This window comes from Marivita sp. GX14005 (assembly GCF_023370775.1).
Lineage (GTDB): Bacteria > Pseudomonadota > Alphaproteobacteria > Rhodobacterales > Rhodobacteraceae > Marivita.
Genome location: NZ_JAMCCQ010000001.1, coordinates 1,089,556 through 1,110,154 on the forward strand (window position 1 = coordinate 1,089,556; position 20,599 = coordinate 1,110,154).

Sequence of the window (20,599 nt, forward strand, 5' to 3'; positions counted from 1 at the left end):
TTCAAACCCCCGCACCGGCGCCGGCACCCGTTTCGTACGGATGCCGGCGCTTTCGTCTGTCACCGTGCATCGATCGATGCTTCGACAGAAAGCAGCTTCCCATCCAGATCAGCATGTGCGCCAACACGAAAGGGCGCATCAGTTCGCTTTCGACAAAGGCCCGGATCAGTTCGATCGACGCGATGGTCAGGAAGAATATGAACGGCAGCCCGCCTCGTTGGACAAGCTGTCCGACGAGGCGGACACCTGCCCAGACAATGGTCACAATGGCGAAAACAAGCCCGATCAACCCGAAATGAACGGCAATTTCGTAAAATGAGCTGTGAAAGGAAAAAACCTGGTTCGGGCTCTTGTGAAACTCGGCGAAGATTTGGCGCACGAGATCGTTTTCCTGATAACGCCAGAACCCGCCGCTGCCGTGACCGATCAGCGGCCTTTGCCGAATGACATCCTCGGCATAGGCCCAAAGCTCTGTCCGGCCCGTAAGCGTTCGGCTTTTCCCAAGGTTTTCGAGGAGATAATCCAAAAGGGATACCTGGCCCACGGGAAGTAGTGGTATGAGAAACGCCAACACGCCCAAGGTGATGAATGCGCCGGCCAGCCGGTCAGCAGGCGTTCTTTGTCCGCCGCCTGCAAAGAAGGCGAAACCGCCGACAAGCGCAATCGTCACGCTTGCCAGAACGAGAGCGGTTGCCGACTGACTGGCGAGGATCAGGAACAGCGCCAGTGCGGCGAACCCGAGTGCGACCGCACGCAGCCAAATCCGAATCCATGGATCGAACGCGATGCAAAGCGCGGCGGCCCACAGCAACAGCATCTTGGCGCCAAGCATGTTCTTATGCGCGAAAATCCCTGTCATCGCGCCGGAATGGTAAGAGGTGATAAAAAGGCTCAATACACCGCAAAGCCCGGTTGCGAAAAACGCGGTCAGGACGATGCGTCTGGGCGACATCCATGCGACGAAAAGAACGCTGATGAGCATGGTCATTGCCATCTGAACGCCAGAACGGAAGGCGGTTTGCGGGATGACAGCGAGCGGCGATGTGAGGATCGCCCACGCCGGCAGCAAGAGCAAAGGCCAACAATCGGCGAGGATCGGAATGGTGGCGCGGCGGTCGCGGTATAGCGCGTAAGTAAAATACAGGGCGAGGGGGTAGAGAATCAGTTCGTCATGCGGAAAGACGGTGAAGGTGACCAAAAACCACAAGACCGCCATCACCAGTTCAATTTCTCGCGCCGGGGTTGCGAGGGCCGAGGAGTGATGAAGGCCCGACGGCAGTGTCATTGAACCGCCCTTTCCAAGCTTGGAGCGCGTCCGGTTGACGCGAGATGGTCGGCCAGTTTCATCGAAAAGGCGACGATCGAAAGGGTCGGTTGCGGGGCGCCGCTGGTCCGAAACACAGCGGCTCCCGCCAAGTACAGACCATCGATGCCGTGAACCTTGCAATCCCTGTTGACGACGCTGTCCTTCGGGCCGTCGCCCATACGCGCGAGACCTGACTGATGAAACCCGTCACAGGCTTTTTCTTGAATGAGACCGTCGCGCGCTTCTGGTTCGGCATCGTAAGCCAGTTGCGCGATCCCGGACGTTTTGAGTGACTGTTCGAGAAGTTCGTGCCCCCGAATGACCCGAGAGATATCGGCCTGTGAAAAATCATAGCGGATACGAAGTCGCGGAAGCCGGTTCGGTTCTACGTGATCGTCGACGACGATACGGTTCTCGGCGTGCGGCTCTTGTTCGGCATGGTAACTGAGCCGGAAACAGTTCGTGCGGTTCGGAATGAGGTAATCCAGTCCGGCGCGCTGTGTGTTGAACCTTGCGTGCCAAAGCTGTGCGGCGGCGCGTATCCCGGGGCCGATATCACGAACGACATTGCGAAGGTGATGACGAGCCGGCGATCCCTTGCTCGCGATCCTGCCCTTTCGAAAAGCGTTCGACAAGTGTTTGGCCGACAGGATCCCGGACCCGTGATCCGCATTCCATTCGGGCCAGTTGCGCGCCCAGAAAAACAAGTTGGCATCCTGCTTTGCGCCGGAAGATGTCGTGCGGAAAATGCGCCGTGTGAAGCCTCTGTCGTTCAACGGGCGCCATGTAAATTCCTCTGCATCCGCGCGTTTCGCAAAGGTGATGCTGGCGATATCCCCGGTCAGATGACCCGCGTAGTAGCGTCCGATAGCCCTCAGATGACCAAGCTTTTCAGGCCGCCGGGCCTGCTCCGCCAGAAGAAGCCGACTCGTTTCGATCCCGCCCCCGGCAAGTATCGTCGTCCGGGCGCGCAGCGTCACCGCCTCGTCCTTCGTGCCTGCCGCGATGCGGACGCCGGTGCAAATGGAGGCTCCATCATCGGAATGCTCGATCTCCAGCCCAACGACCTGAGCCGAAATCACGACATCAGGGCCGGTCGCAGCATCTAGGCTGGCTCTATGCCACTGCATGAGTGATCCCGAAGCGGCCAGCATTTCGACCGCTTCGCAATCGAATGACTCTTTTGCGTCTTCCTGAATGAACGGCTTTTCGAGGGGTGACGCGCCCAAAAACGTGGCAGCCCTGCCATAATAATTCGAAAGGCCATCACCGCCTGACGGCCAGCCACCGAATTGGAAATCGGTGTCGAGATATGGAATGATGCGCCCGCCCCAGATGGGGGACGTTCCGCCGAGGCTCTGGCAATGCGTCTCAGACAATGGTCGATGCGTGCCGTCTACTTCGAACACGGCGGGAGGCGGCGGTGTATGGTCGAGCCCGCCTGCTTCGAGAACGAGAACGGAAGCGCCGCGTTCTGCGAGGGACATTGCGCAGGCCAGACCGGCCGGCCCGGATCCGACGACGCAAAGGCTGTAGTCCTTTTGCAACGCTACGCGAAGCGAGATCACGGGCATAGGCCAACGCCCCCCGGGTGATCCGGCGATGGATGACTGCCGATGATCATGGGACGATCGTTACCTTGTCCCAACCGAGCCGAACGACCCGCCCATCATTGATCTGTTCCAGCCAGGCGTTGGCCGCGAAGGCATTCGTGCACACGTCGCCGCGTTCGAGAAGGATGGGGCTGTATGTTTCCTGAAATCGCTCCTGAACGAAAAGCTGCTTGACCCCGGTGTCCTTGGCGGTTGCCTTTTCTGTCCAGTCTTCCCGCTGGCAACCGGGTTTGTGGAACTGGGGAAGAAGATCGGGAGGGTGAGCCCAGAAAGTATCGACATCGAAGCTCGCGTGGTTGCGGAAACCGATTTTCACGGGTTTGGCATGGGCCATTTCGACCCAATTCAGCCCCATGAGATCGCGCAGCTCGCCTTGATAGGTCAATGCAATGCCGCCCGCTGCCACGACACCCATGCTGGGGCGCGGGGCAAGTCCGTTGGCAAACATTCCGAACACCTCGCCGCGATGGGATAGCTGAAATTCTCGGGCTATACGGAACCGCTCCTGCCGATAGTCATAGGCATTGACGGCGATCCAGAACATCGCGGCAATTAGGCCAAGGCCGACCGCTTCGCGGCGCCGGGCAAGCGGGATCACGCGGCTGATCTGCAGTGATAGAAGGACAAACGGCAGGGTGAGAATGGGCATCACCGGCTGATAAAAGCGCCAAAGCGCGAAATGATCCCCGCCCAGCATCATGTAAGTGAACAGGACGCCCAAAACCAGCGCGCTTGCCAGAATCGCGGTTCGTTGTCCGGGAGTGGCTTTGCGAACCACCCCGACGAGGGCAACCGGTGCCAAGATGAGCCAAGACAGGACGATAACCTCCGCGAAGGGCTGAGCTGTCACGAAACTCATCAGGTATTTTGCGCCGTCGATCGCGTTTTGCAATCGATCGACGGACACTTTGGCATAGTAGGTGTTCGGAAACGGAAAGCCGAAATACAGCATCCGAAACGTAACCAACGCCCCGAATGCGAATATCGCGGCGGCGATCCCGCAGATGGCGGGTTTCCATATCGAGGGGCGAAGCGCCACGGCGAGGAGGCACAAACCGAGGGTGATGGCGATGCCTTCCGGGCGTGTGAGAGGCAACGCAACGCTGACGCCGAGCAAGAGTGTATCGAGCGGCTGCCCTGCGCGGGGCTCTTCGGCGACCAACGAAAGCCGGTCGAGCAGCAGCATGAGAAGCGCGGACCAAAGTGCGATCTCCATCATCGACCAAACCGACCAGATAAAGAATCCCGGAAAGCCGACCAGCAGAAGCGCCGCCAACAGGACGGCACCGCCGTGCCCGGAAGCGGCGCGGCGCGTGATCCGGAACGCAAGGAACACCGAAGCTGCCGTCAATACGCTGGAAATCAATAGGATTGGCACTTCCGGGGTCTCGTTGAAAAAGTAGGGAACAGCGAGAATTAGTGTCCAAAGGAAGGATGTTGCGCCTTCGACCCGCTCTCCGCCGATATTGTAGACGAAGCCATGACCGCTTGCGATATTGTCCGAATAGGATCGCGTAATCGCAGCATCGTCGATACCGTTGATGCCGGGCGCGCCAGCTAGAACATAGGCGATCGCAGCCATGATCGTGACAAGACCGACGGCGAGAAACAGATCGAATGGCAGGCGGCTTCTCTGAATTGTGTCAAGAAACCGGCCTGCGGAATGTTCGGCGGAATAAGCAGCCATGAAAAGCCTATAAACTGTGTAAAATCAGCGTATTAAATTCGAACAATGTCAGCGGGTAAAATTCCGCTGAATGCACTCGAAAGAGGCAAGTCTTGCAATTTTCGTTGTAAAGCGTCTAACTTTTAGAAAATAGAATCAAGACTTTTTATATTTTCCATTTCAGATCCCGCGCATTTCCGCGCGAGAGAACAGGTTTGCCATGTCCCTCGTTTTTCAGACCAATGGTCAGGGCGTTGATATTCAGGATATCTCTCTGCCCGGCGATTTCACGATTGAATTCAACATTTTCTTCGATCCTCTGGACACCCTGTCCAAGGCCGATGGTGCCGTCTCATCCGGCACGAACGCGAGCGGGCAGGATATAAATTTTCACCAAGGTCGCCCAAGATTGTTCGATTCGACTGAAGGCGATGTCGTTGTCGGTGCGGAAACGTTGAGCCCGGGTGAATGGAACCACGTCGCCTTCGTGAGGGAGGATGGTTTCGTCCGCCTTTACCTGAACGGTGTGAACGACGCGACGTCTTTCCATACCTTCGACGAAACCTTCACCATCGAGAGTTTCGCCAGCAGCGTGACGGGCGCGCTCGACGGTGCGATAGACGAGCTGCGGATCTGGACCGTTCCGCGCACATCGGCCGAAATTCAGGAATTCGCCGCGCGCACAATCGACATGACATCCGGCGGTCCGGTGGGGCTGGAGCGATACTACCGCTTCGACGAGGATACGGATCACATTGTCGATGCAACCGGAAATGCCGAGACCGGGCATGATCTGCACCTGCCCGCCGGCACCTCGATCATCGAGGATGACACCGTGTTCGATGTCAATATCGGGGACGCCGGGAATCTGATCGACACAAAAGTCGTTTCGGGATTGCAGCTCCCGACCGATATGGCGTTCCTGCCCGATGGGCGACTTCTGGTGATCCAGAAAGACGGCATCATCCGCATTTACGAAGATCCCACCGCGGCGAACAGCGCCAATTCGGTTTACATGGACTTGTCGGCGCAAGTGCTGAACGACCGGGAGGCCGGGCTTCTTAACATCGAGATCGACCCCGATTTCGAAACGAACGGCCATTTCTACCTGTTCTACTCGAACTCCGACGAACAGCGCACGACGGTCTCGCGCTTCACACATCAGGAAAATAGCGGCGGGGCCACCAGCACCGGAAACCTGGCAAGCGAGCAAGTGCTCTGGCGCGAGTTCGACACCTATTCCGGTGAGGATCACCAGGGCGGGGGGCTGGCCATCGCTCACGAGCCGTCAGGGCCGGGTGATCCGAGCCCCTACAAGCTCTACATCACCATCGGAGAGGAGTTCCATGCCGAGAACGCGCAGGACCTGACGCATGATGACGGCAAGGTTCACCGGATCAACCTGACCGACGGGTCCGTGCCGGAGGACAATCCGTATTACGATGCTGCAGTTGCTGCGAGCTATACCCCCAGCGTGCATACGCAATCCGCGATTTCCACCAGCGCGGCGAACCTTGCGATCGATCCCGAGGGCGTTATCACTACGATCTACAGCTATGGCCTGCGCAACCCGTTCCGGGCGGAATATGATCAGCAAAGCGGAACGCTCTGGGTCGGCGAGGTCGGGGGAAATTTCCGCGGTGCGTCGGAGGATATCCACATTGCGGCGCCCGGTGCCAATCACGGCTGGCCGGATTTCGAAGGATACCTGCCCGACCCGGACGATCCGGGCAGCCCGATCCATTCCTATTTCCACGCCTCTGGTCCCGGGCAGGATCAGTTGCCGCAATTCGGCGATGCCGGGGCATCGGTCTCGGGCGGGATCGTCTATCGCGGTGATTTGCTGCCTTCCGAATACGAAGGCGCGTATTTCTATGGCGATTGGGTGCGCAACTGGATTCGCTATCTCGAGCTCGATTATTCCAGCGGCGAGCCCGAGGTTGTCGCGGACCGGCATTTCAAGAATGCAAGCGGTCAGGTGCTGACCTTCGCCGAGGGCCCGGATGGCGCGCTATATTACATCACGACCTTCTCGACGGGCACGCTTTTCACCTTCGAAGGTGCGGTCAACCGGATCACCTTTTCGGCAGACAACCAAGCTCCCGGCGGCGAGGGCATCATTCTCGACCCCGGCGAGGATGCGAACCTGACCGCGCCGCATACGGTCACCTTCGACACCGATGCGTTCGATCCCGATGGCGACGATCTGTTCTACACCTGGTCATTCGGAGACGGCGTCGATCTGGACGGGGACGGCGTCGGCGATACCGCCACATCCACGGAACGTTCGCCAACCTACACCTATACCGAGGAAGGTTCCTACGTCGTCGAGTTGATCGTGGAAGACGAGCATGGCGCGCAAACGGTCTACAACGCCCGCACGATCACGGTGGGCGAGGCGCCATCGGTCACAATCGACACGCCCAGCGCCACCGACGGATTCCGCGGGGGCGATACGATCTTCCTGACGGGCAGCGCGTCGGATCCAAGTGATGGGGTGCTGACGGGGCCGGATGTGTTCTGGTCCATGGTACTCAATCACAACGAACATTCGCACCCTGAATTTGCCGGCTTGGAGAACGTGCCCGGGGGCATCTCCTTTACCATACCCGATACAGGGCATGATTATTTCGGCGATGTCGGCTTCGAGATCTTCCTGACCGCCATCGACAGCGACGGGCTCGCGACAACGGAATCCGTCCAGATCAGGCCCGATGAATCCATCACCACGTTCGACAACCCGGATGTGGACGGGTTTACCTTCACAATCGATGGCGTCGCGTTTCAGGGCGATCTTGTCTATGACAACATGATCGGCTTCAACCACCAGATCGGTGTTCAGCAAAGCTATCAGGATGCCGGGTTCCAATGGGATTTCTCGCATTGGGAAGACGACCCGAACATCACTACCGCGATGCGGCAGTTCATCGTGCCGGAAACCGACACGGTGCTACGGCCTATCTATACCCAGGGCGCGCCGGTGGGGCCGGTCGATGCGGTTGCGGACAATCTCACCGTCAGCGTTGCGGAACTGGCCAGTGGCAAATGGGTCGCGCTTCCGGTGAACGCGCTTGCCAATGACACGAACCCGAGCGGCGACCCGTTCGAGATTGTAGGGCTCGATGGGTTCAAGGTTACGGGCCAGCCGAAGTCCACCGGCAACTTCGATTCCTCAGACCGGCTCAAGATCTGGGGCGATGGCGGTGGGCAATTCCGGGTATCGAAGGACGGCGAGATCGAGTTTCGCGATCGCGACGGTGTATTCGCCGGAATCGCAGCCGGCGAGACCGTGACGACCGCGATAGACTACCGCATCAGCGACGGCGATGATGTCGATGCCGCGCCGATCACCCTGGCGATCTCGCAAGGCGGGGTGCCGAATACCGCGCCGACGGGAGCGGGTATCTTGCTCGATCCGGGCGAGGACAGCAGCGATACGGCGCCCTACACGGTGACGTTCGAGTCCGACGTTTCGGATGCCGAGGGTCATGCCCTGAGCTATCTGTGGGAGTTCGGCGATGGCGCCACCTCGACCGAGGCTGCGCCTTCGCACACCTATGGCGCGATCGGCTATTACGATGTGAGCCTGACCGTGACCGATGAACTCGGCGCCGCGACGCTGTTCGCCGGCGTTGCCATCGATATCGGAAATGCGCCGCCCGTGGCTGTTGATGACATGATCGAGTTGCCGGTCGGGTTCGATCCGGTGGCCAGCCACCTGCACATTCTCGACAATGACAGCGATCCCGACGGGATGCTAAACATGCAGGTTGTGGAAATCGTGACCGGGCCGACCGCCGGCACCGTCGAGATCATGGATACCGAGGCCGAACTGCTCGCGCGGGGATTGCCGCCGGGGCATTACGGTCATGCGGAATATGTGCCGAACACCCCCGGTGTTCCGCTGACGGATAGTTTCACCTACCGCGTTCAGGACAATGAAGGCGCGTGGTCGAACGTTGCTACGGTCTCCATCAATGTGACCGATACGCCGACCGAACCGCTCGATGCCGTGGACGACATGATCGCGATCAGCACCGATGTGGTGGCGGGGCGCGGTTGGGTGACCCTGGCCGTCAATGCGTTCGCCAACGATACGAGCCAGAGCGGTGGCGCCTTCGACCTGCTGAGGCTGGACGGTTTCAAGGCGAACGGTCAGGCCAAATCCACCACGAACCAGGATTCGACCGGACGGATCAAAAGCTGGGGCGATGAGGGCGGCCAATTCCGTATCGGGCAGGATGGAACGATTGAATTTCGTGATCGGGACGGCGATTTCGCCGGTCTTGCGGCGGGTGAAACCATCACGACCGGGCTGTCCTATCTGATAGGCGATGGCGCGAACGAGGACACGGCGGCGATCCTGCTCGCGATCTCGCGTGATGGCAGCGGCACCCCGACCGGTCCGGGCAATTCCGCTCCGGTCACGCAGGACGACAACGCCGTTCTCGCCGTCGGCTTCGTGCCAGCCGACAATCTGATGACCGTTCTGGGCAACGACAGCGATGCGGATGGCACCATCGATCCCCAGACCGTCGAGATCGTGACCGGGTCGACAGGCGGCACGCTCGAGGTGATAGATACCGAGGCCAAATTGCTCGCGCGTGGTTTGACGGCTGCGGATTACGGACGCATCGAATACACCTCCGCGACGCCGGGCGTCGCAGGGACGGACAGTTTCACCTACCGCGTCCAGGACGACGACGGCGCGTGGTCGAACGTTTCGACCGTTTCGATCACCGTCACTGATGGCCCGCCGCCAAGCTCCGGCAATGGCGCGCTGGCCTCGTCACCGAACCAGAAAGGTGCGGATATTATCGATTTCACCCTTTCGGGAGATTTCACAATCGAGTTTCTGGCACGTTTCGACGCTGGCCGCCCGATCAACAATGACGATGCCATCTTCGGCGCGGGACTCTTTCAGGGTGCCGGATCAAATGACCTGAACTTCCACTCCGGCAACCTGCGGCTCTATGCCTTTGACGATGGCGGAGATCAGGCGGTATCCGCCTATCAGGCGCAGGCCGACGATGCATGGCATCACTATGCCGTGGTGCGCGAGAACGGAGCGCTCAGCGTCTATGTAGACGGTCAGCCGGACGCCGCGCAGAGCTCGCAATTCCTGTCGGATGTGGTTGTCGAAAGGCTGGCCGCGGGCGTTCAGGACCAGGAATCGCTGGGAGGCGGGATCGATGAGCTCCGGTTCTGGGACGTGGCGAGAACCATGGCCGAGATCGATGCGGGCCGGGGCGGGACAATCGATCCGGGTGCTGCCGGACTGGTCCGCTACTATCGGTTCGACGATCCCGATTTCATTGTGGACGAGACAGGCAATGGCGAAGCCTATGGCGCACTGGCCTGGTCCTCCACCGATGTCGAGTATTCGTCGCAAGGCCTGTTCTGGTGAAACCCACCGGGCACATCGCCTATCGTCCCGATATCGACGGGCTGCGAGCGCTTGCGGTGCTGCCTGTCGTGCTGTTCCACGCCGATGTCAGCGGCCTGTCGGGCGGTTTCGTTGGGGTGGACATCTTCTTCGTCATTTCCGGCTTTCTGATCACATCGATCATTCACCGCGAGATCGCGGCCGGCACATTCTCGATCCGGCGCTTCTATGAACGCCGGGCGCGACGCATCCTGCCGGCGCTGACCGTCGTGATGGCAGCGACCTTGGCGCTGGGCTACTGGCTTCTTATGCCATCTGAATACGAAGACACCGCGCGCGCTGCGATTTCGGCATCGCTCTTCGTTTCGAATATCCTCTTCTGGACCGAAACCGGATATTTCAGTCCGGGGATCTACGATCAGCCGCTGCTTCACACATGGTCGCTGGCCATCGAGGAGCAGTTCTACATCTTCTTTCCACCGCTGATGATGCTGCTTGCCGCGTTCAGACGCGGCGCGTTGCGCTGGATCGCGGCATTGACGATCCTGTCCTTCGCGCTAAGCGCGCTGACCACGCAGATGCGGCCCGATATGGGATACTACCTCTTGCCCTGGCGCGCGTGGGAGCTTGGCGTGGGATCGCTGATCGCGCTTTCGATTGCCGATATGCGCTTTTCCCGCAAAGTCCTGGAGGTGATGGGTTTCGTCGGTTTCGGGCTCATCGCCTATGCCGTTTTCATCTTCGACAAAACGACCGTCTTTCCCGGCGCCGCGGCAATGATCCCGGTGGCGGGAGCGGCGCTCTTGATCGTCGCCGGAAAGGAACGGGATACGTTATCGTTCCGGCTTTTGTCTCTCGCTCCGCTCGTCTGGATCGGGCTGATCTCCTATTCGCTCTACCTCTGGCACTGGCCGGTGATCGTCTTCTATCAACAGATCACGCTCGATCGGCCCGACCTGGCCGGGTGCCTGATCGTTTTTTCGGTGTCGATCTTACTAGCTTGGGCAAGCTGGGCTTTTGTCGAGCGTCCTTTCCGCAAGCCTGTCGGTCGGGGCTTGGCCGGATGGGAGTTGGGGCGGCCCGAATATGTCCTGGGTGCCGGTGTGCTATCGGTTCCCGCGCTGTCTCTGATTATCCTTCAGTCAGCCGGGCTTCCGGGGCGCCTGCCTGCCGAAGCCGTGCGACTGGCCAGCTTCAGCCAGGATCGCCACCCGAGCCTGCGCGACTGCACCGCGCGCTGGGATGCATGGCGTGCGCCGTCCGATCCATGCCTTTTCGGAGCGTCGGGCGACGCAGGCCCGGATATCGCGATCTGGGGAGATAGCCACGCCGCCGCCTTGCTCCCCGAAGTCGAGGCCGCCGCAATCCGCAACCAGCGGCGTCTGGCATATCTGTCGCGGTCGGGATGTTTGCCTGTTCCCGATACCGAACGCCTCGACGGGAAAACGGGACGATGCAACGAATACGGCACCGGCGCACTCGACTATCTCATACGGACCGACAGCATCGGGACCGTCATTCTCGTGTCGCGATATGCGATGGCATCGCGCGGCTATCTTACCGATTACGGGCTGGCCGAACGCGATTGGGGACCGACGGTTTTCGCCGATGCGCAAACCGGGCGCTGGCCCGAAGACCGTCGGCTCGAACGCCTGATGGACAAGTTCGACAGCACGGTCGCCCGTTTGCGAGCGGCGGGTCGCGACGTTGTGATCGTTTATCCTGTCCCCGAAATCGGACATAAGGTTCCTGAAACGCTCGCCAAGCTGAGCCTGCATGGCCGCACGCCGGAACGCTTCGGATTGAGCCAAGCAGCTTTCGACGCGCGCAATGCCGATGTCATCGCCGCGCTCGATACCATTTCCGCGCGCTACGATGCAGAGCGGATCGTGCCGCACGACGCGCTGTGTTCCGAAGGCCATTGCGCCGTGATCAGAAACGGGATTCCGCTCTATTACGACGACGATCATCTAAGCTCGGCAGGTGCCGCGCTCTTCGGTCCGCAGTTCGACCGGATCATGGCGCGCCCGCGCACGGACACCCTGGCAGAGGAGCGGTGTGGCGATGCACGATGTCGTTTGCGTCATTGATCCGCGATTTTCCGGCGGAACCGCCGCAGCGCTCGCAGAGGATATGCGCGCGTTTCTTGGCGCGGGCTTGTCCGTCGGGCTGGTAGAGGTGTTCAGCGCCTATCTTTCCGGTGGCCGGCGCCGCAGCAAGGTTATCTCCGACATGCTGATCGATCCGCGAATCGAGGTGATCGATACGTCAGGCGGCACGCCGCTGCGTGCGCGGGCGGTGTTCCTGCACCATCCGATGACGTTCTTTTTCGGCGCGCGCCCGGAGGTGCGGATCGACGCGGAAAAGTGCTTTGTCGTGGCGCATCATCTTCCGTTTCGCGGTGACGGATCGCTGCAATATGATCCTGTCGCCACGACGTTGCGGATCAAGCGAATGACGGGGGCGTGGCCCGAATGGCTGCCCGTTTCGGGCGTATGCCGGTCGCAGCTTCGGTCCTTCGCACCTTGTATCCGCCTTGCCGAACACGATTGGCCGAATGTTTTCGATCCCTCAGAATGGAAGGCGGATCGGACGGTCTTTTCAGAGCCGAAACTTGTCATCGGGCGGCATGGTCGGCCCGATCCGTTGAAATGGCCGGACACGGCTGCGCAGATCAGTGCAAGCCTGCCTTCGCTTGGCGATACCGAAATTCGGGTGATGGGATGCCCCCGCGAGACTTTCCGAGAGATGGGCGTATGCATGTCGGACTGGCACATTCTGGAGTTCGATGAACGCCCGGTTCCCGATTTTTTGGCGGAGCTCGATGTGTTCGTGTATCATTTTCACTCGACGTTGAGCGAGAGTTTCGGGCGAACGGTTGCCGAGGCCATGCTCGCCGGGGCGGTTTGCGTTCTCGACCCACGGCTTGCCCCCACATTCGGCAAGAATAACGCAATCTATTGCCGGCCGGAGGAAACGAAATCGGCTATCGAGGCCCTGCGGGGCAATCCCGAGAAAGCCCGAGCGATGGCGCGGCGAGCATCTGCGATGATCGCCGAACGGCATGCCACGGACACGGTTGCCGCGCGCTTGGAGCGTTTGCTCGCCGCCGGCAGAAAACGCTCTGCAGAACCCGAGCGCGCGGTCTCTCCGATGGTCGCGGCGCGTAAGGTGGTCGGGATGATCCGCCGCGGCGAATATTTCCCCCGATCCGGTCCGACGCGGAATTGATCATGGTTGACACGGCACCTTCCATTTCAGCCAAGCCCGCCCCTGCAATCAGGCAGCGGGTGTGGAGCGCTTTGGAGCGAAACACCTGTCGGCTATGGCATTCCGCGCTGCGTATGCGCGCGCGGGATATCACGGTCGAGACTGCACGTAGACCTGCCGTAATTCTTGCGCCCCATGCCGATGACGAAACACTTGGGTGCGGCGGGGTCATTGCGCTCAAGCGCGCGTCCGGCACCGCCGTTACGATATTCATGGCCACGGACGGTTCGGCATCGCATCGGTTTGAGCAGAGCTTGGCGACAAGCCGGGAAGCGCTGGTCAGGCTTCGGGAAGATGAGACGCGAAAGGCGTGCGCGACACTGGGAGTGGACAGAGCTTCGGTAGAGTTTGCGCGTTTGCCGGATGGACGGCTCGAAGATCATATCGCAGCGCTTGCGCAATCGATCCGGATGGTGATCGAGCGCGTCGATCCGGCGGAGATCTTTGTTTGCGCCGAGCGCGATGGGCACCCGGATCACCAAGCTCTTGCAAAGGCGGCGCGGCGTGCGCTTCGGTACGGTTCGTACAGTCGTGCCGTACTGTTCGAATATCCCGTCTGGAGCTACGATTTCCGATCATGGCGTCCGCATGGAATGTCGAACCGCCGGGGCTATCTGAAGGCGCTTGAAGCGATGATCGGGTCGGCGAAAACCTGGCGAATGCGGTCGGTCGATATTTCCTCGGTTCAGGCGCAAAAGGCCGAGGCGCTGGCGGCGCACCGGTCGCAGCTTGGCTCATACCCGCCGGAGCCGTATTGGACGGGTTTGCCCGCGTCATTCCTGCGCCATTTTCAAATGGATCACGAACTGTTCCGTGAGATCAGGCCGGAGGAGTTCGGCAGATGACACCGAGAACCGAACCGGGCGGCGTGGTTCTGATCTGCCACAATTCCGGTTTTGGCCGCGCGATGGCGCGCGCGATGCAGGCAGGGCTGGGCCGCGATTTCGCCGGCGTGCTCGCGATCCACCGCCCGCAATCGCGGCTCAAGGCGTGGACGGCAAGGTTACGGTTCGCGCTGCGTGCTTCGCGTATGGAACGGCGGATTCGGAGAATCGAAACGCGGCTTGCGCATGAGGCGGAACACGCATTCGACATCGCCGTCGATCCCCCACGAGGCTGGCCGGATGGCTTGGACGTGCATTACACCCCCGATCCGAACGGGAGCGAATGCGTGGATTGGCTATCGGCACGCGCACCGGACCTGATCGTCGTCACCGGCGCGCCGCTCTTGTGCGAAGCGGTGTTCGGGCTACCGCGCCTCGGAACGATCAACATGCATTCCTCGCTCCTACCGCATTACAGAGGCACGCAGGCCGAATTCTGGCAGGTGTTGGAGGGTGCGTGGCACACATGCGGAATCACCGTGCATTTTATCGATGCCGGCGTCGATACGGGCGGCATACTTGCACAGGTACCTGCCAAGGTGACGGGTTCGGTAACGCCGCAGATGTTGCGGTCAAGGAACCTGATTCAAGCGCTTCATACCGTGCCGGATACCGCGGCGCGTGTTTTGCAGGGCGATGTCCACGTCCAACCGCAAACCGGGGGCGGGCGGCCCCGGCGCAGTCGTGATCGAACGCTTGAACTGCGCACCGAACTGCTGGCCAAGCTCGGCTATCTCGGCCCCCAGGCCCCGCGAAACCCGAGCAACGTGCATGCGGGGCAGGCGCGATGAAACAGGTTTTGCGATCCAGCTTCATCGCGGCAACCTTACGCTATCGCGGGTTCGAGCCCGAGGACGCGCTTTTGCTTTCCTGCGATCCGCGCAGCGGATCGACCTGGCTGAGCGAAGTGCTCTGTGCCGCCCGCCCAAGCGCCGTGATCTGGGAGCCGTTTCACCTCGATAACGCGCCAAAGGTGCGTGAGCTTGGCTTTGCGTGGCGGCAGATCATTCCCCCCGATGCCGAATGGCCAGAAGCCGAAGCCTTGATCCGCGAGATCCTGTCGGGCCTGCATATCAACCGATGGACCGGTTGGGCCAGCCGTGTGGCAGAGTTTCAACGGGCCGAGCGCCTGATCGTGAAATGCTGTCGTGCAAATGGCTTTCTGCCGTGGCTCTTGAGACGCATCGAATTTCGCCGCCGCCCCGTTCATTTCCTGCGCCATCCGTTCGCGATTGCAGCGTCGCAACTTCGCATGGGAAATTTCGGAACTTCCGGAATGTCGGACGATCTGGAGCGCGGCCCGTATGCGGCCGATCTGGCGGACTCCGCGGCCTATATCCGCGCTCTGACCAGCGATGAGGAGCGTATCGTCGCGATGTGGTGCCGGGTCCAGAAGCCCGCCCTCGACGATCCGGTGACTGCAAGGCGTGCCGTCAGGATGCACTATGAAACGCTCACGCTGAATCCCGAAGCGGAGCTTGTTCGCCTTTTCGCGGCTTGGGGAGAACCTTTGCCGACAAGCGCGCTCGACGCGATTGAAACGGCCAGCCGGATGACCGAGGACGCGAGCAAACTGGGCGATGCGGAGGCGCAAATCGGCAAATGGCAGCAGCAATTTTCGGATCGGCAGATCAACCGAATGGCGGATGTGCTCAGACAGTTCGAGGTGGACGTCTATGATGACTCGCCAATGCCGGTGGATCGGCGACCTATGCCCCAACTGCAGTAGGGCGCGCGATTTGCTTAGTGCTGTGCGAACGCGGCAGTCGAAGAAATGGCTTTGATGAATCCGGGGCTTACCGTAAACTTGTATGAAGAATCAATTTTTTGAAAAGGCGTCCCTTTTTATCAGGCGCCGCAAGTCAATTTTTAAGCACGTTCATTTTGCCTTTGGGGGGCGATGTTTATGGCGCGGTCTCATGTCGCATTCGGATTTGAAAGAGAAATTTCAACCGAAGGTGTAAGTTCCTGGAACAGCAATTCGAAAGGAAAGCGGACGTTCGACCTCGCGGTCGGCGTTGTGATGTTGATTGCATTCGCGCCGGTCATGCTTTTTCTCAGTCTTTTGTTATTCGCCTGCGACCGCGGTCCGATCTTTTTTAAGCATACACGCATAGGACGCAATGGTCGGGAGTTCGCCTGCCTGAAATTTCGCACCATGGTGATCGATGCGGATGAAAGGCTCGAAGCGATGCTCGCGCGCGATCCGCGTTTGCGGCAGGAATGGAATGCCACCCGGAAGCTGAAGAAAGACCCTCGAATCGTTCCGGGAATCGGGGCACTCCTGCGTAAATCGAGTCTCGATGAATTACCGCAAATCTTTAACGTGATCCGGGGCGACATGACGATTGTCGGACCGCGGCCGGTGGTGCGCGAGGAACTGGAATATTACGGCATGGCGCGGGCGCTTTATCTACAGGTTTTGCCGGGCCTAACCGGTCCTTGGCAAGCGAACGAGAGGTCCGACAGCAGCTATCGCGACCGCGTGGAGCGGGATGTCGAGTATATTCAGAACGGGAACATGGCCGATGACCTAAGACTGGTGGCAAAGACCGCGACAATGCTTTTGATGCAGCCCGGAAAAGGCACGTATTGATCAGCTCGTCAGTCGATCGAGACCCGTTGCGCCTTCGCGGCATCGTATTCCGCCGATTTGCGGGCTGCGCGTTTGGCACCATAGGTGCGATACGCCGCATCGGCGATTACGATCGGGCCACTGAGAACCCAGCCGCCAAGCAGCCACAGAAGGATTGAACCGCCAAATATCGCATAAAGCAGAAGCGACACCGCCAGCGTGGCCAGTATGATAAAGAACCCTCTAAACATCGAAACTCAACGCTGCCATAGCCTGCCCGGTTCCCAGAACATATTTACGTGATGGGTTCCATGCAATCGAAAACCCGTCCGACCCTTCGTTTGTGGGGCAGGCAGGAAGTCCGCCGCGGCGCGAGCTTCTTTGCGAGCGTGCGTTCGCTGATCGGCGCGCGCGCCCTCTTGGCGGTTTTGCAGTTTCTCAGTCTGCCTCTGCTTGCCCGTCTTCTGGACGTTCGTGATTTTGCCATCATGGCGCTGGCCATGGCGATCCCGCTATTCGCCAACACGTTCAGCGATGCCGGCCTCGGCAGATCACTGGTGCGCCGGGATCATTTCGATCCGGCGGAATGGAGCACGGTGTTCTGGTTCCTGGCGGCGGTCGGGACCGCGCTGGGCCTGCTCGTTATCGCGAGCGCGCCTGTTTACAGCGCTGTCATGGGAGAGCCTGACCTGGTGGCGGTGGTCATCGTTCTCGCCTCGGTTCCGTTTCTGCAAGCGTTGGTCTCCCCGCATCAGGCGAAGCTCGAACGGGATTACCGCTTTCACGAAATTTCGGCGATTTCGGTTGCTTCCGGGGTGATCGCGCTTGGCGTCGCTTTGGCCTTTGCATTGGTCGGGGCCGGATATTGGGCTTTGGTTGCGCAGCAGGTGGCGCTGGCGGGGGCGCGGGCCGCCGGCTTTCTCTGGCTTTCGCGCTTCAGGCCCGGGCTTGCCTTTGACTGGCCGCTTCTGAAGCCGCATCTGAACTTCGGCAAGAACACGTTGCTTTTCTCCGGCGTGATGACGGCGCAAAGCCAGGTGGTGATTCTCGCGTTCGGGCAGGTGTTCGGAACCTCGGCGGTCGCGCTCTGGTCCATGGCCGAGCGCGCCTCGCGGCTCGCGCGAACGGGCCTTGCCGGGCCGGTGTCCCAGGTGACCCTGGTGTCGATGTCTCGCCAGTGGCGGCAGGGTGACGGCGCGGCCGAAGTGGCCGATATCTATCTTGCTTCCAGCCGCGTGCTGGCGACCGTCCTGGTCCCGGCGTTCGTTGCGGTCGCATTGTCTGGCGACGCGATTTTCGTCTGGTTCCTGTCGGAACCCTGGCGTCCGGTGGCCTGGGTTTTCGCGCTTGCGGTGCCGGCTTTCCTTGTCGAGGCGTTGACCTCCGCCGGAGGCCGGGTTTTCATGGTTTCGGACAGAACCGACCTGCGCTTGCGCATGTCCGTCGAGCGTTTCAGTCTTGGGCTGGTGGTTTTCCTTGGCGCTTTTCCGTTCGGTGTCGGGCCCGCCATTCTGGCGCGCAGTGTGTTCGCGGTTCTTTATTTGCCGCGGTACTGGTCCTATCTGCGCCGCTGCGTTCCGCTCGACCGGATGGTCGCGGCGCGGTTGCTCGTTGCACCGGTGATGGCCGGGATCGGCTGCGGATTGGTGCAGCGATACGGGCTGAACCCCTTGGCCGGGTCATCCACGTTTGCGGCGTTTTCGACCCTCGCAATGGCTGTTCTGGCAATCTGCGCAGCCGGCGTCTTCACGCGGCGCGAGTTGCGATCGGACATCGCTTTGCTCAGACGCTCGGCTCATAGGCCCGGAGAGACCGGATCGCCTTGAGTCAGCTGCGCCGGATATGCGTCAGAACTTGCCAGACAAACCCGGCACCCCAAGCGTTGTGCATGATCCCCAGCGCCGGGCCCGCCCAGACGCCGGCCCAATCGCCGAGCCGTAGCGCGGCCGTGGCGGAAACGACGATCAAAGCCGTCAGGTAGAGCGCCGGCCAGAGCCAGGCCCACGGCCAGATGAGGCCGAGGCACATGCAAGCGGCGATCCCGAGGAGATTGGCCACAGGAACGATCTGGCGAAGGCGAGGGCGCATGTGGTGCTTCAGGATCGTCCGGGCGCGGCCTTTGCCATAGCGCCAGTATTGCCTGGCCAACGCAAGCGGCGTGGGGCGCATGACGTATTGCATGCGGATCGACGCATCCAGCCAGACGCGGCCGCCCGCCAGCGCGAGACGCCGGTCGTATTCGGCATCCTCGTTGTGGCTGAAATCGGGGTCATAGCCACCGATCTTACGGAACCATTTGATCCGAAACCCGGCATGATGCCCATGATCGACCCAGCCGGATCGCGTGCCCGCGCGGTGCGCCGACCAGCCGGAGCCCAGCTTGGTATCGACGACCCAGGCGCTTGCTTTCTGGAAAGGAAGGGAGCCTGTCGCGTCCATGACGGTCGTGACGGATGCGGCACCCTCGTGACGCGCAAGCGCTTCGGCCACGCGCCTGACATAACCCGGCGGATAGATCGCGTGCGCGTCGCAACGAACGAGAAACCGATGCTGCGGCTCGGCGGTCTCTACCGCCAGATTGATACCCGCCGATTGCAGGCGCGCCGGATTGTTGATTAAAGCCAGATAAGGGTCGCGTCGCATCATGGCGGTCACGATGGATTGCGTGCCGTCATCGCTACCGCCATCGACAACCGTGATCTGCACCGTTTCCATGAACGGATCTTCGCGGCGCAGCGAGGTCAGACACTCGGCAATGAAAGACGCTTCGTTGAGCGCAGGCACGACGACGAGAACGGCATCGGGTGGACACAGGTATCGCGTTTCCGGCAATGCCGGTTCCGGCTCGATGGCTTGGTGTTCCCCTGGGGCAACCATGACCCAGCTTAGACCGAAAGCCGCGTTTCATCCTAGCACCGATCTCGGGATCGGGCTTTGTCGATCACGTCTTTGACCAATGTGGCGAAGACGCGCAGATCGTCTTCCTGCGGCGTGTTCTTTCGCCAGATGAGGCCAAGCGTGCGTGTCGGTTCCGGTGCGGGAAACCGATCGACGATCACATCGGCCGAATGGATTTCGACCGGAATGGCGATCTCGGGGATCAGGGTGACGCCGAGCCCGGCGCCGACCATCTGAACGAGGGTCGAGAGTGAGCTGCCATCCAGCCCTTCCCATTGCGTTTCCGGCCTCGCGTTGCAGAAGGACAGCGCCTGATCTCGAAAGCAATGGCCCTCCTCGAGCAGCAGGAGCCGCATCTTCGGCAGCGCATCGAGGCTCGGCACCGGCTGCCCGGAGGCGCTGCGCGGGCGTACGAGCATCATTGGTTCGGTGCAAAGCGGCACCTCTTCCAGCCCCGGTTCGGAAACCGGCAGGGCGACAAGGGCGCAATCGAGCCGCCTTTCCGACAGCTCATAAATCAGGCGCGACGTGATCGTTTCACGCACCTGAACATCGGTCTCGGGATGGCTTCGCGCGAGGGCCGCGAGAATGCCCGGCAGAAGATAAGGGGCAATCGTCGGAATCACGCCAAGACGCAGACGCCCGAAAAGCCGGCCCTGGACGGTGTTCGCCAGTTCCTCCAGATCGTTCATCGCGCGAAGGATACCATCGACACGCGGCAGGAGCGTTTCGCCGAAGGCGGTCAATCGAACGGATCGCGGGGCGCGTTCGAAAAGCGCGGTGCCGAGTTCGCGCTCCATCTCCCTGATCTGGACGGACAGGGCCGGTTGCGACACGGAGCAGCGATCCGCGGCACGGCCGAAATGGCCCTCGCGGGCCAGTGTCGAGAAATAGCGCAGCTGTTTCAGTGTGATATTCATTATAGGGTAAGGTTATAGATCATATAGGTAAATGCAACTTTGTATTATCGCTCTGCGATGGTAGGCATCTCGCATCAGGAA

Annotated in this window: 14 protein-coding genes and 1 pseudogene; 8 read left to right on the forward strand and 7 right to left on the reverse strand. The window is 60.6% G+C overall.

All coding sequences use genetic code 11. The annotated features are described in order from the left end of the window. Position 1: 1 nt before the first annotated feature. The 4 genes and pseudogenes from M3465_RS05475 to M3465_RS05490 all read right to left on the reverse strand — a co-directional run bounded on the left by M3465_RS05475 (position 2) and on the right by M3465_RS05490 (position 4,105). Positions 2–1,285 (reverse strand): O-antigen ligase family protein, encoded by a 1,284-nt coding sequence (locus M3465_RS05475; RefSeq protein WP_249500692.1) that lies wholly within the window; start codon positions 1,283–1,285, stop codon positions 2–4. Continuing rightward, on the reverse strand, positions 1,282–2,286 hold the full coding sequence (locus M3465_RS05480; RefSeq protein ID WP_249500866.1) for a GMC oxidoreductase: 1,005 nt from the start codon (positions 2,284–2,286) through the stop codon (positions 1,282–1,284). The genes M3465_RS05475 and M3465_RS05480 overlap by 4 nt, the downstream gene beginning before the upstream one ends. Positions 2,287–2,757: 471 nt before the next feature. Then, positions 2,758–2,880 (reverse strand): annotated as a pseudogene (locus tag M3465_RS17045) (NAD(P)-binding protein); the annotation flags it as partial. A gap of 46 nt (positions 2,881–2,926) precedes the next feature. Next, positions 2,927–4,105 carry a hypothetical protein gene (locus M3465_RS05490; protein ID WP_249500693.1) on the reverse strand — a complete coding sequence of 393 codons (1,179 nt, stop codon included), beginning with the start codon at positions 4,103–4,105 and terminating at the stop codon, positions 2,927–2,929. Positions 4,106–4,805: 700 nt separating this feature from the next. Here M3465_RS05490 and M3465_RS05495 point away from each other — a divergent pair. From M3465_RS05495 to M3465_RS05525, 7 genes are all read left to right on the forward strand, one after another. Next, positions 4,806–9,992 carry a PQQ-dependent sugar dehydrogenase gene (locus tag M3465_RS05495; RefSeq protein ID WP_249500694.1) on the forward strand — a complete coding sequence of 1,729 codons (5,187 nt, stop codon included), beginning with the start codon at positions 4,806–4,808 and terminating at the stop codon, positions 9,990–9,992. After that, positions 9,989–12,061 (forward strand): acyltransferase family protein, encoded by a 2,073-nt coding sequence (locus M3465_RS05500; protein WP_249500695.1) that lies wholly within the window; start codon positions 9,989–9,991, stop codon positions 12,059–12,061. Before M3465_RS05495 ends, M3465_RS05500 begins: the two co-directional genes overlap by 4 nt. Further along, complete coding sequence (locus M3465_RS05505; protein WP_249500696.1) at positions 12,036–13,202, forward strand: glycosyltransferase family protein; 1,167 nt, start codon at positions 12,036–12,038, stop codon at positions 13,200–13,202. Before M3465_RS05500 ends, M3465_RS05505 begins: the two co-directional genes overlap by 26 nt. Positions 13,203–13,315: 113 nt before the next feature. Next, positions 13,316–14,086, forward strand: a complete 771-nt coding sequence (locus M3465_RS05510) for a PIG-L deacetylase family protein (RefSeq protein WP_249500697.1) — start codon at positions 13,316–13,318, stop codon at positions 14,084–14,086. Continuing rightward, on the forward strand, positions 14,083–14,916 hold the full coding sequence (locus M3465_RS05515; RefSeq protein WP_249500698.1) for a formyltransferase family protein: 834 nt from the start codon (positions 14,083–14,085) through the stop codon (positions 14,914–14,916). The genes M3465_RS05510 and M3465_RS05515 overlap by 4 nt, the downstream gene beginning before the upstream one ends. After that, positions 14,913–15,854: a sulfotransferase gene (locus tag M3465_RS05520; protein WP_249500699.1), complete on the forward strand. Its 942-nt coding sequence runs from the start codon at positions 14,913–14,915 to the stop codon at positions 15,852–15,854. The genes M3465_RS05515 and M3465_RS05520 overlap by 4 nt, the downstream gene beginning before the upstream one ends. Positions 15,855–16,031: 177 nt before the next feature. After that, on the forward strand, positions 16,032–16,721 hold the full coding sequence (locus M3465_RS05525) for a sugar transferase (RefSeq protein WP_249500700.1): 690 nt from the start codon (positions 16,032–16,034) through the stop codon (positions 16,719–16,721). A gap of 8 nt (positions 16,722–16,729) precedes the next feature. Here M3465_RS05525 and M3465_RS05530 read toward each other — a convergent pair whose 3' ends face one another. Further along, the gene (locus M3465_RS05530; RefSeq protein WP_249500701.1) at positions 16,730–16,951 is read right to left on the reverse strand and encodes a hypothetical protein; all 222 of its coding nucleotides are present in this window, start codon (positions 16,949–16,951) and stop codon (positions 16,730–16,732) included. Positions 16,952–17,089: 138 nt separating this feature from the next. Between M3465_RS05530 and M3465_RS05535 the strand changes: the two genes are divergently transcribed. Continuing rightward, entirely contained in the window at positions 17,090–18,526 is a 1,437-nt protein-coding gene (locus M3465_RS05535) for an oligosaccharide flippase family protein (protein WP_249500702.1), read from the forward strand. 1 nt (position 18,527) lies between these two features. Here M3465_RS05535 and M3465_RS05540 read toward each other — a convergent pair whose 3' ends face one another. Beyond that, positions 18,528–19,577, reverse strand: a complete 1,050-nt coding sequence (locus tag M3465_RS05540; RefSeq protein ID WP_249500703.1) for a glycosyltransferase family 2 protein — start codon at positions 19,575–19,577, stop codon at positions 18,528–18,530. 32 nt (positions 19,578–19,609) lie between these two features. Continuing rightward, entirely contained in the window at positions 19,610–20,518 is a 909-nt protein-coding gene (locus tag M3465_RS05545; RefSeq protein ID WP_283254904.1) for a hydrogen peroxide-inducible genes activator, read from the reverse strand. Between the last annotated feature and the right edge of the window lie 81 nt (positions 20,519–20,599).

What these genes read in the sequence shown, in the direction of transcription:
- M3465_RS05495 (WP_249500694.1), top strand. Translation starts at nt 4,806, where the DNA reads ATGTCCCTCGTTTTTCAGACCAATGGTCAGGGCGTTGATATTCAGGAT.
- M3465_RS05530 (WP_249500701.1), bottom strand. Translation starts at nt 16,951, where the DNA reads ATGTTTAGAGGGTTCTTTATCATACTGGCCACGCTGGCGGTGTCGCTT.
- M3465_RS05490 (WP_249500693.1), bottom strand. Translation starts at nt 4,105, where the DNA reads ATGCTGCTGCTCGACCGGCTTTCGTTGGTCGCCGAAGAGCCCCGCGCA.
- M3465_RS05505 (WP_249500696.1), top strand. Translation starts at nt 12,036, where the DNA reads ATGCACGATGTCGTTTGCGTCATTGATCCGCGATTTTCCGGCGGAACC.
- M3465_RS05520 (WP_249500699.1), top strand. Translation starts at nt 14,913, where the DNA reads ATGAAACAGGTTTTGCGATCCAGCTTCATCGCGGCAACCTTACGCTAT.
- M3465_RS05545 (WP_283254904.1), bottom strand. Translation starts at nt 20,518, where the DNA reads ATGAATATCACACTGAAACAGCTGCGCTATTTCTCGACACTGGCCCGC.
- M3465_RS05540 (WP_249500703.1), bottom strand. Translation starts at nt 19,577, where the DNA reads ATGGTTGCCCCAGGGGAACACCAAGCCATCGAGCCGGAACCGGCATTG.
- M3465_RS05525 (WP_249500700.1), top strand. Translation starts at nt 16,032, where the DNA reads ATGGCGCGGTCTCATGTCGCATTCGGATTTGAAAGAGAAATTTCAACC.
- M3465_RS05515 (WP_249500698.1), top strand. Translation starts at nt 14,083, where the DNA reads ATGACACCGAGAACCGAACCGGGCGGCGTGGTTCTGATCTGCCACAAT.
- M3465_RS05475 (WP_249500692.1), bottom strand. Translation starts at nt 1,285, where the DNA reads ATGACACTGCCGTCGGGCCTTCATCACTCCTCGGCCCTCGCAACCCCG.
- M3465_RS05510 (WP_249500697.1), top strand. Translation starts at nt 13,316, where the DNA reads ATGCGCGCGCGGGATATCACGGTCGAGACTGCACGTAGACCTGCCGTA.